Origin of the sequence: Gordonia sp. UCD-TK1, assembly GCF_001691435.1 — a bacterium.
GTDB lineage: Bacteria > Actinomycetota > Actinomycetes > Mycobacteriales > Mycobacteriaceae > Gordonia > Gordonia hongkongensis.
This window is the reverse complement of sequence record NZ_LZMP01000052.1, coordinates 1-10,280: the sequence shown is the minus strand read 5'-3', so window position 1 is coordinate 10,280 and position 10,280 is coordinate 1. Positions and strand designations below refer to the sequence as shown.

At 70.4% G+C, this 10,280-nt stretch carries 10 protein-coding genes and 1 pseudogene; 4 read left to right on the top strand and 7 right to left on the bottom strand.

The features are described from left to right. A pseudogene (locus A9310_RS21235) lies at positions 1 to 254 on the top strand (IS110 family transposase); the annotation flags it as partial. Positions 255 to 406: 152 nt separating this feature from the next. Here the strand turns inward: A9310_RS21235 and A9310_RS21230 are convergent. From A9310_RS21230 to A9310_RS21220, 3 genes are all read right to left on the bottom strand, one after another. Next, positions 407 to 835, bottom strand: a complete 429-nt coding sequence (locus A9310_RS21230) for an SRPBCC family protein (protein WP_065632270.1) — start codon at positions 833 to 835, stop codon at positions 407 to 409. Between the two features lie 155 nt (positions 836 to 990). Next, on the bottom strand, positions 991 to 2,280 hold the full coding sequence (locus tag A9310_RS21225; RefSeq protein WP_065632265.1) for an HRDC domain-containing protein: 1,290 nt from the start codon (positions 2,278 to 2,280) through the stop codon (positions 991 to 993). Next, positions 2,277 to 2,903 carry a DUF3000 domain-containing protein gene (locus tag A9310_RS21220; protein ID WP_058250234.1) on the bottom strand — a complete coding sequence of 209 codons (627 nt, stop codon included), beginning with the start codon at positions 2,901 to 2,903 and terminating at the stop codon, positions 2,277 to 2,279. Before A9310_RS21220 ends, A9310_RS21225 begins: the two co-directional genes overlap by 4 nt. Before the next feature lie 93 nt (positions 2,904 to 2,996). Between A9310_RS21220 and hemE the strand changes: the two genes are divergently transcribed. From hemE to hemQ, 3 genes are read left to right on the top strand one after another with little or no spacing between them, the layout of a single operon-like run. Continuing rightward, positions 2,997 to 4,061: a uroporphyrinogen decarboxylase gene (gene hemE, locus A9310_RS21215; protein ID WP_083207469.1), complete on the top strand. Its 1,065-nt coding sequence runs from the start codon at positions 2,997 to 2,999 to the stop codon at positions 4,059 to 4,061. Next, complete coding sequence (locus tag A9310_RS21210; protein WP_065632264.1) at positions 4,061 to 5,467, top strand: FAD-dependent oxidoreductase; 1,407 nt, start codon at positions 4,061 to 4,063, stop codon at positions 5,465 to 5,467. Before hemE ends, A9310_RS21210 begins: the two co-directional genes overlap by 1 nt. Positions 5,468 to 5,524: 57 nt before the next feature. Further along, the gene (gene hemQ, locus A9310_RS21205) at positions 5,525 to 6,220 is read left to right on the top strand and encodes a hydrogen peroxide-dependent heme synthase (RefSeq protein WP_058250316.1); all 696 of its coding nucleotides are present in this window, start codon (positions 5,525 to 5,527) and stop codon (positions 6,218 to 6,220) included. Positions 6,221 to 6,241: 21 nt separating this feature from the next. Here hemQ and msrB read toward each other — a convergent pair whose 3' ends face one another. From msrB to A9310_RS21185, 4 genes are all read right to left on the bottom strand, one after another. Continuing rightward, entirely contained in the window at positions 6,242 to 6,673 is a 432-nt protein-coding gene (gene msrB, locus A9310_RS21200) for a peptide-methionine (R)-S-oxide reductase MsrB (protein ID WP_065632268.1), read from the bottom strand. A 37-nt stretch (positions 6,674 to 6,710) separates the two neighbouring features. Next, the gene (locus A9310_RS21195; RefSeq protein ID WP_065632263.1) at positions 6,711 to 7,997 is read right to left on the bottom strand and encodes a glycosyltransferase family 87 protein; all 1,287 of its coding nucleotides are present in this window, start codon (positions 7,995 to 7,997) and stop codon (positions 6,711 to 6,713) included. A 58-nt stretch (positions 7,998 to 8,055) separates the two neighbouring features. Further along, the gene (locus tag A9310_RS21190) at positions 8,056 to 9,666 is read right to left on the bottom strand and encodes an alpha/beta hydrolase (protein ID WP_083207468.1); all 1,611 of its coding nucleotides are present in this window, start codon (positions 9,664 to 9,666) and stop codon (positions 8,056 to 8,058) included. A gap of 79 nt (positions 9,667 to 9,745) precedes the next feature. Then, the coding region (locus A9310_RS21185) for a dihydrofolate reductase family protein (protein ID WP_065632262.1) at positions 9,746 to 10,280 on the bottom strand (535 nt) is incomplete at its 5' end.

The window sequence follows — 10,280 nt, the reverse complement described above, 5'->3', positions numbered from 1 at the left end:
ACGTCGTGCTGGCCCGCCATATCCGCAACACCCGCCTCAACGCCGCCGCCATGGCGATGGCGCAAAGCGCGCTGACCGGCAGTCCCGGCGCCCGCGTCTACTACGACAGCCTGCGAGATCAGAAGAAGTCCCACCCCCAAGCCTTGCGTGCGCTCGCCAACCGGCTCATCGGCATCCTCCACGGCTGCCTCAAACACCGCACCCTCTACAACGAACACACCGCCTGGAACCACCGCGCCAACCTCGCCGCTTGACACCTTGCACCCCTGGGATGTCTTCRTGGCTCGTCGCTGGCGCTCCTCGCACCGCAGGGAGCGGAGGGAGGGGGTCGCTTGCACCCCACAGACCAGCGGTTTGGTGGTTCCTCGGATTAGGGTGCAGAGGGGTCAGGTCGGCCCCGATCGACTCAGCGCAGTGTCGCCAGGTTCGAGATCGACTTGTGCACATCGGACTCCAGGATCTTGGCGACGAGCCTGCCGACCGAGCCGTTGAGCAGACCGCCGGACAACTCGGCCGACAGATCGAAGTGCGAACCGTCGGCGATCTCGTCGACCTTCATCGCCAGATCGATGTCTACCCCGCCGCGGCCGGTTCCCGAGAGCGCGATGAGCCGCGGCTCGTCGTAGTCGGTGACGGTCCAATGGATCACGTTGCGGAAGCCCTTGACCTTGATGAGGGAGGAGATGGTGGTGCCCTCGGCGATCGTGTCGGGGACCGGCGAGCGCCACCCGCCGAAGATGGTCATCCACTCGTCGAAGCGCGAGAGGTTGCTGGCGAGCGCCCATGCTGCGCTCGGTTCGAGGTCGGAGTCGATGCCGACGGAGACTGTGGCCACGGATCTGCTCCCATCGCGGAAGGTGGTGTGCTCACCGGAGGTGACTTCCCGGTGGCTCGCGTACTCGGGTGATGGCATTCGGGTCGTGACCCCCGAATGTACGCGAAGGTCGGCGCCACAGCGCGATGGCCGGGGGTCTCGTCGGGCTTGGCGATCTACTCGGCGGCCGCCGTCGGCCCAGGTCGGGCGGCGTCGAGGAGGGCCTCGGTCAGGGCCTCCACACAGAGCGCCCGCTGCCATGTGCGGGCGCCGGCGGCGGCCAGATGTGCATCGACCGCCTCGGTCGTGATCGGTTCCGGCAACCCGTCCCAGCACAGCTGTCGCACCACATCGGGTGCGAGGAGGTTCTCCACCGGCAGGGTGTGACCTTCGGCGATCTGTTTGAGCACCGGCCGGACCGCCTGCAGCCGCGCCGCGGCCTCCGGATTGCGCTGATCCCACCGGCTGACCGGGGGCAGACCCGGCCCGGTCGACTTCCGCGAGGGCAGCTTGCTGTCGGGGATCTCGCGCGCCCGCTGCAGCGCGGACATCCAGATCCCGGCCTGACGGCGCTGACGCGGGCCGCCGAAGACCGGCAGCTTGGTGAGTTCGGCGATGGACTGGGGGTTCACGGTCGCGGCGTTGACGATGGCGGTGTCGGGCAGGACACGTCCGGGCGCGACATCCCGACGCTGCGCCAGTTCCTCACGCGCGGTCCACAATTCGCGGACCGCGGCGAGCGCGCGGGTGGACTTCACGGTGTGCACGTTCGACGTCTTGCGCCACCGGTCGGTGCGCGGCGGTGCCGGCGGCCGACCCAGGACGTACGCGAATTCCTCTCGCGCCCAGCCGTCTTTGCCTGCTTCCGCGAGTGCGGCGTCCATGGCGTCGCGCAGTTCGACGAGGACCTCGACGTCGAGCGCGGCATAGTTCAGCCACTCGTCGGGCAGCGGGCGGCGCGACCAGTCGGCGGCGCCGTGTCCCTTGAGGAGTCCCAGCCCGAGGAACTCCGCCACCATCGCGGCGAGGTTGACCTTCGCCAGGCCCAGGAGGCGTCCGGCCAGCTCGGTGTCGTACAGCTCGACGCACTCGAAACCGAGTTCGCGGAGGCACGGGAGGTCCTGATCGGCCGCGTGCAGCACCCATTCCGGTCCGCGCATCGCGTCGATGACGGGCGCCAGCGCGCCGGGATCACCGATCGGGTCCAGCAGGAAGCTCCCCGATCCGCGTCGTTTGATCTGGATCAGATAGGCGCGTTGCGAGTACCGGTAGCCCGACGCGCGTTCGGTGTCGACGGCGATCGGCCCGTCGCCGGCTGCCAGAGCGGCTGCCGCGTCGGCGAATTCGCTGGCGGTCGCCAGTACCGGGGGCACGCCGTCGGCCGGCCGGAGCAACGGGGTGACCTCCGGCGCGGGGTCCGGCTCGATCGGGTTCTCGGCCGCATCCCCGGGGGTGGAGTCGTTCACGTCGCGCCGAGTTCGGTGACCCCGACCGGCGGGAGGCCGGCGGCGGAGGCGAGCACGTCGCAGAACGCCTCGAGGTGGTTGTTCAGGCCGTCCGAGCTCAGGGCGGTCCACGAGGCGCGCACCTCGAGCTGATGTGCGCGAGGAGGTCCGGCGATGTCGCCGTACCGGACCGACGTCGTTGAGGTGACGGTGCCGCCGAGCGCGGTCACCTCGACGCGGTGGGCGGAACCGTCGGGGGTGGCGGTCGCACCCACCGGGACGCCGAGGGCGTCGCTGAGCCAGCTCCAGGCCACCTCGGGCAGCAGCGGATCCATGGCCAGGGCGGCCTCCACCTCCGCCTGGAGGAACGCGACGAGGCGCATGGTGCCGTTCCACGCGTCCTGTCCGGCGGGATCGAACAGCAGGATGAGGCGCCCGAAGGCGCTGCCCTGCGAATCCGTGGGCACGACGTCGAGGTCCTCGGGCGGGCGCACCTCGGCGCCGACGGCGTAGCTGTACGGCGCCAGGCGCTGCGGCGGGCGGATGGGCCCGACCTCGATCTCGCGGCGCACCCGGGCAGCATGCAGCGACTCCACCGCCGCGCGGAAATCAGCAGGCTCGTCCGGAGCTCCCGAAGAGGTCACCGTTCGACCGTAGGGCTGGGGTGCCCGGCCACGGCGGAGGCGCGCCGAGGACCACCCGTGCGCAGATCGAGGGGCATGGCAGAGTAAGCGGTGATGTCGAACGCAACTGGTACCCGGGTCCATAGGTCGAACCTGCCGCTCGTCGCCGCGGCCACCGGCGCGACCCCGTCACGCCGTCCGGTGTGGTTCATGCGGCAAGCGGGCCGCTCGCTGCCCGAATACCGGGCCATCCGCGCCGATCACGGCATGCTGGAATCCTGCTTCGACGCCGAACTGGTCTGCGAGATCACCATGCAGCCCGTCCGCCGGCACGACGTCGACGCGGCGATCCTGTTCTCCGACATCGTGGTGCCGCTCAAGGCCGCCGGCATCGACCTCGACATCGTCGCGGGCACCGGGCCGGTGATCGCCGAGCCGGTGCGCTCGCCCGACGCGGTGTCGCGCATCCCGCGGCTGGAACCGGCAGCGGTCGGCTCGATCGCGCGGGCCATCGAACTGCTGCTCGGCGAGCTGGGGGACCAGGTGGCGCTGATCGGCTTCGCCGGAGCGCCGTTCACCTTGGCCTCGTACCTCATCGAGGGCGGCCCGAGCCGCAACTACGAGCGGACCAAGGCGATGATGCACGGCGACCCGGAGACGTGGGCCGAGCTGATGGCGCGCCTCGCCGACATCACCATCGCGTTCCTGCGTGTCCAACTGGAGGCCGGAGTCGACGCGATCCAGCTCTTCGACTCGTGGGCGGGCATGCTGTCGGCCGCCGACTACCAGCGTTTCGTCGCACCGCACAGCGCTCGTGTCCTGGCCGAGGTCGCCGGGTACGGCGTCCCGCGCATCCACTTCGGCGTCGGCACCGGTGAGCTGCTCGCCCCGATGGCGCATGTCGGTGCCGATGTCATCGGCGTCGACTGGCGCGTGCCGCTCGAGGAGGCCGTGCGCCGGGTGGGCCCGGCCAAGGCCGTGCAGGGCAACCTCGATCCGACACTGCTGTTCGCCGGCCCCGACGTCGTCGACGCCGAGGTCCGCCGGGTGGTCGCCGACGGTGACCGGGCGATCGCCGCCGGGGCGGTCGGGCACATCTTCAACCTCGGACACGGCGTGCTGCCCGGCACCGACCCGGACGTGCTGACCCGGGCCGTCGAAGTAATCCACAGCCTCTGATGTCCCCGCGGGTCCGGATCGCGATCGTCGGCGGCGGGATCTCCGGTCTGACCGCCGCCTACCGCCTTCGTCGTGCGCTCGGGCCCGACGCGCACCTCGACCTGCTCGAGGCCTCCGGACGGGTGGGCGGGGTCCTGCACACCACGACGGTCGGCGGTCGGGCCGTCGACGTCGGGGCCGAGGCGTTCATCGTCCGGCGACCCGAGGCGCTCGAACTCGTCACCGAACTGGGCCTCGCCGACCGGATCGTCTCGCCGACGCCGCGCCGTCCCGCGGTGTGGTCGGGTAAGCGGTTGCATCCGTTGCCCAGTCCGGCGCTGATGGGCATCCCGGCCGGACCGGCCGTCGTCGACGGTCTCGCCGACCCCGAGGACGTCGACCGCATGTCCGGTGAACCCGACCGTTCGATGCGGTGGGAAGCCGGGACCGATACGTCGGTCGGGCACCTGGTCGCCGACCGGTTCGGGCCCTCGGTGGTGGCGCGCAGCGTCGACCCGATGCTCGGGGGTGTGTACTCCAGTCTCGCCGGCGACATCGGGGTCCGCGAGGCGCTACCGGCGCTGGCCACGCGCCTCGACGCGGGCGCGCCGTCGCTCACCGCTGCCGTCGGCGACCTCATCGCCGCGGGGGCCGGGGCCTCGGGGCCGGTCTTCGGCGCCCTCGTGGGCGGATACCAAGTCCTCCTCGACGCCCTGCGGGCCGCGGCCGGCGTCGAACCCGAGATCTCGTGTCCGGTCACCGATGTCACTCCGTCGGGGGCCGGGTGGGTGCTCGACTTCGGTACGGCTCGCGACCCGCGACCGTACGACACCGTGCTCCTGGCCGTGCCGGCCTGGGCGGCGGGGGAGCTCCTGGGTCGGTCCGCGCCGGACCTGTCCGCGCCGTTACGCGCGGTCCGGGGCGCCTCGTCGGTGGTGGTGTCGATCGCGCTCGCGCCGGGGACCGAGCTGCCCGATCACTCCGGTGTGCTGGTGGGGACCGGAGAAGGATTGCGCGCCAAGGCTTTCACGTTCAGCTCGCAGAAGTGGGCGCATCTGTCGGATGCGGACCGGCCGGTCTCGGTGCGGGCGTCGTTCGGGAGGTTCGGTGCGGTGGTACCGGATGAGACGACCGAACCCGGCGTCGACGACCGGCTGCGTCGTGAGGCACTCGAAGACCTCGACGAGGTGTGCCGCGCCGCCGGTGTCGCACCGGTGTCGTCGCGGGTCGTCGACGCATACGTCCAGCGTTGGGACGACGGACTGCCGGTGTATGCGCCCGGGCACCTCGCCGCGATGTCGCAGGTGCTGGCCGCGCGGCCGTCGCGTCTGGCCTTGGCCGGGTCGTCGTATGCCGGGGTCGGGGTGCCGGCCTGTATCGGTCGGGCCGGTCGCGCGGCGGCCGAACTGCTGGCAGATCTGACGTGACCCGACTCCGCTGACCTGCCTGGTCGCCGGGTGGGCGCCGGTGGCACGATGGCATCCATGAGCCGCTTGGATTACGCAGAACTCAACTCGACGATCCGCTACCTGATGTTCTCGGTGTTCGCGGTCCGCCCAGGTGAACTGGGTGCTGATCGCGATCAGGCCAAATCCGACGCCGCGGACTTCTTCAAGTCCCTCGAGGACACCGGCGTCGTCGTCCGCGGTGTCTACGACGTGTCGGGTCTGCGCGCCGACGCCGACTTCATGATCTGGTGGCACGCCGAGGACGTCGAGCCGATCCAGGCCGCCTACGCGAAGTTCCGCCGCGAGACCGTTCTGGGACGGGCGTGCAACGCGGTGTGGAGCAACGTCGCGCTGCACCGGCCCGCCGAGTTCAACAAGAGCCACATCCCGGCGTTCCTCGCGGGCGAGGACCCCGGCAACTACATCTGCGTGTACCCGTTCGTGCGGTCCTATGAGTGGTACCTGCTGCCCGACGAGGAGCGGCGCAAGATGCTCGCCGACCACGGGAAGGCAGCGCGTGCGTACAAGGACGTCCGCGCCAACACGGTGTCGTCGTTCGCGCTGGGCGACTACGAGTGGCTGCTGGCCTTCGAGGCGCCGGAGCTGCACCGCATCGTCGATCTCATGCGTGATCTGCGCGCCACGGAGGCGCGGATGCACGTGCGCGAGGAGACCCCGTTCTTCACCGGACCGCGGGTCGAGGTGCCGGCGCTGATCGACGCCCTGCCCTGAGCCGCGCCGAGGGACCGGCTGCTACTCGGCCGGTTCCAGCGTCAGGCTGATGGAGTTGRTGCAGTAGCGCAGGTCGGTGGGGGTGTCGTAGCCCTCACCGGCGAAGACGTGGCCGAGGTGGCTCTTGCAGTTCGCGCAGAGCACCTCGACGCGCCGCATGCCCAACGAGTTGTCCTCGACCTCGATGATCTTGTCGCCGGCGAGCGGGGAGAAGAACGACGGCCAGCCGCAGTGCGATTCGAACTTCTGCTCGCTACGGAACAGTTCGGTGTTGCAGGCGCGGCACCGGTAGATGCCGACCGTCTTGGTGTCGGTGTACTCACCGGTGAACGGCGCCTCGGTGCCCGCCTGGCGGAGGACACGGTACTCGGCCGGCGTCAGGCGCTGGCGCCACTGCTCGTCGGTGAGTTCGGCGAGATTCTCGGCGTCGGTCGACGGGGTGCTGTCGGTCATGTCCTCCACGGTAGCGCCCCCGGCAGGATCGACTGTGTCAGCGCTGTTTCGACAGGCCTACGGTCTCGTTCTCGGTGGCACCGGTCTCGGCGGCGGGGATGCGTGGCGCGTCGGTCTCCGAGCGGACCGGCGGCACCATGCCGGCCACCCCGTCGGACCGCATGTCGAGGTAGCGGAACAGCAGCGAGCAGAACACCGCGATCATCAGGAGTGACCAACCCCAGGTGACCTTGTTGTACTCGACCATCCAGCCGAACGCCGTCCAGCGGTCGGAGTAGAAACCGTCGAAGGTCATGCACCCGTAGACACCGAGCCAGGCGGGCCAGTTGCGCATCGGCGATCCGGGCAGCAGCACCGTCATCAGGAGCGGGAACAGGAGCATCGAGTAGTAGCCCTGGCCGAGCGAACCGACGAGGAAGGTCGTGCACAGCAGCACCCCCRACGATGCCGTGATCCACAGCAACTCGTTGGTCTTGCGGTAGTAGCGGTACAGGAACCACAGCGAGAACGCGGCCATCGCGACGAAGGCGACGCGAAGCAGTAGTACCAGCCAGGGTGCGACGCCGAAGTACGCGCCGTTGCCGGCGATCGAGCTGTTGTAGTAGTCGCGCGCCTCGCCGAGGTACGGGACGGTCCGGCTGATGAAGTCGTTCGCGTCGACCGACAGGGGCCAGGCGACGATCGTCAGGACGACCGGAACCACGATGGCGAGCGCGAACACCCGCCACTGCCGGTTGAGCAGCGGGAGCAGCATGAGCGGCGCCAGCACCGGTTTCACCGCGAGGGTGAGGCCCATCGGCACGCCCGCCCACCAGTCGTGCCGGCTGAGCATCAGCATCAGGAAGGCGAGGAGGCCGAGGAGCACGAACGAGTTGAAGTTCGTGAAGATCAGTGTGTGCGAGACGGTCTCGGTGCTGAAGAAGAAGAACAGGACCGTCGGCATGACCCACGAGTTGAACGCGAATCCGAACATGCGGGTGAGCAGGTAGGCGCAGATCAGCAGCGCGATGACGCTCGCGGCGATGAAGGCCCAGCGGGCGCGCTCGTAGTCGATGACGGCGACCGGCGCCATCAGCAGGGTGCCCGACGGCGGGTAGAGGTAGTGCGGGTCGACCGTGGCGTAGTTCTCGCCGTAGACCGGCAGGCCGTTGAGGAAGTTGTAGGCCGCGGCGTACACCGGTTTGAAGTCGTCGGTGCGGTCACCGTTGACACCGAGGAACACCGAGCGGTGCACGACCATGAGCAGGCTGATCGGCCACAGGACCATCGGGATGATCCGCTGAGCACTCATCGGGGGATAGAGATACCTGTCGAGATTGGCCACCCGCGAACCGTACTACGCGCGCCGCCGAGCTCAGAACCGTGCGGCGTGGTCCGGGGACTCAGGTGGGGCAGCCCCGCTGGGTCGGACCCTGCAGCGGCGCCCGATCGACGTACTCCGCGACGACCCCGGCGGCGCACGCACTGCGTCCCAGGACCGAATACCCGAGGCCGTCCCAGGTGACGGTCACTGGCTCGGCCTCGGCGTTCATGAACAGCGGCACCAGCGCATTGGCTCCCTCGCCACCGTTGATCGGGTCGCGCGTCCCGTTGAGGATCAACGGGTCGGCGGGCAGCGACGTGGGTGGCCGGACCGGATTGCCCGACGCCCAGCCGTTGCACCGGACGAGTGACAGCGCACTGTTCGCGCCGGTGAGGGGGTTCTGCTTGGACCACGCGTCCACCAGACCCGGCACCTCGTTCTGACCGACCGGGCCGGTCACGTCGTTGCAGCGGGACACCAGGGCGCCGTCGGGGAGCCGCAGGGTCGCGGCGCGATCGGCGAGGCGGACCAGCGCCGCGGTCTGGCCGCGGTCGGCCGCTGCGATGGCATCTGCGAGGTCGAGCAACGATTGCGGGCGGTCCGGCGCCAGGGCCAGGGTCGTGGTGATCGCATCGAGAGCGGCCGTGTCGGAGAGCGACTCGAGGTCGCCCGCCCGTGCCTTGCCCAGCATGCGGGTCATCGTCGCGACCCCGTTGGACCCGAGCGCGCAGCCCGGTAGGGCCGAGCACCGCTGTGCGAAGCCCTGGAGCGCCACCTGGACGCCCTGCGCCTGCGACTGCGCGCGATCGCGTGCGTTCGCGCCGAACGGGGTCGGGGTGTCGAGGATGATCCGCCCGGCACGTCCGCCGTACATGGAGGCGTAGGTGAGCACGACGTCGGAACCCTCACCGGTGCCGATGAGCCCCAGATGTTCGACGCCCCAGCGCTGGCGAAGGGACTCGAGGTCCGCGGCGGCGTTCGCGGCCCCGAAACTCAGTTGGTAGGGGGTGAGCGTCTCCGTGCACCCGTCCGAGGCCGATGATGCGGCCGCGGACAGGCGCGAGATCCGCGCGTCCGTCGTCGTGGCGCGGTCGACGAGGCCGTTGTTGGCGATCGTCGTGCGTTCGAGTCGGGTCATGCAGTCGATGTCGCTGCTGAGCGGGATGCCGCGATGGTCGACCGCGACCACGGGGTGCGAGGAGAGGAACGCCCGGCCCTGGCCGGCGGCCATCACCATCAGGGTCCGCGACGACGGCAGATCGGAACCGGAGGTGAGGACGAGCGGCGCGGCGTCGGGTGGGGTGTCCGCGGTCCGGGCGCGCGTCACCGCGATCGACACGACCTCGCCGTCGGGCTGGTCGCGGTCGATGGGCGAGYCGTATTCGGCGCATTCGATCGTCACGCCCTCCGGACGCGGCACCCCGTACCGTTCGCTGGTCTCGGCGGCGCACTCGCTCCACTCGAGGTCGGTCTTCGGCACCGCGAGCGCGGGGGCGGGGGGAGCGGTCGACGACGACGGTGCCGGTCCCTCCTGACCGCCGCCGCCCGGGATCAGGTCGGGGCCACGGTCTGGACCGACGGCACAAGAGGACAGGACGATCGCCGCGATCACGCCGGCGACCACACCCGCGAGAGCCCTCGGGCGGAAGTTCGGTGCTGCGCCGACGGCCGGGGTGTGCGCTCTTGGCATGTCCGCGAGCGTAGTCAACGAATCCGCGAGGACGCTCGAGCCGGGTGTCGGGGTGAGTCCCGAACGGGGACCGGACCGCTCACCGGGTGGACGGGCGGCCGTCGCGGACCCAGCGGGTGAACACGAACCCGTCGTCATCGGTCATGATCGACGCCGGGTGCAGTGCGCGCAGGACCGCCGCCCCCTCGTCGGTGACCGCGATGCGGCCGGCGATCCCGCCGACGAGGTGCGGGCTCGTGGTCAGACACAGCTCGTCCACGGCATCGGCCGCCACGAGCGAACCGAGCAGACTCGGACCGCCCTCGCAGAGCACCCGGGACCATCCGCGAACACCGCAGTGCTCCAGGATGGCCGGGGTCGACACGGTGGCGTCGCCGCAGTCCACCAGCGTCGCGCCGGCATCGAGCAGAGCCCGCCGGCGATCGGCGGGCGCGTTCGAACAGGTGAGGACGACGGTGTTCTCGTGGGACACGGGCTCGAAGTCGGGCGGTATCGACAGCGACCGGGACACGAGCGCGAGTGCCGGGGCGGGCGCCTGCCCCTGCGATCGCCGGACTGCGGCGAGGGCGTCGTCGGGCTCGGGTTGCCCATATACCTCGGTGGTACCTCGGTGG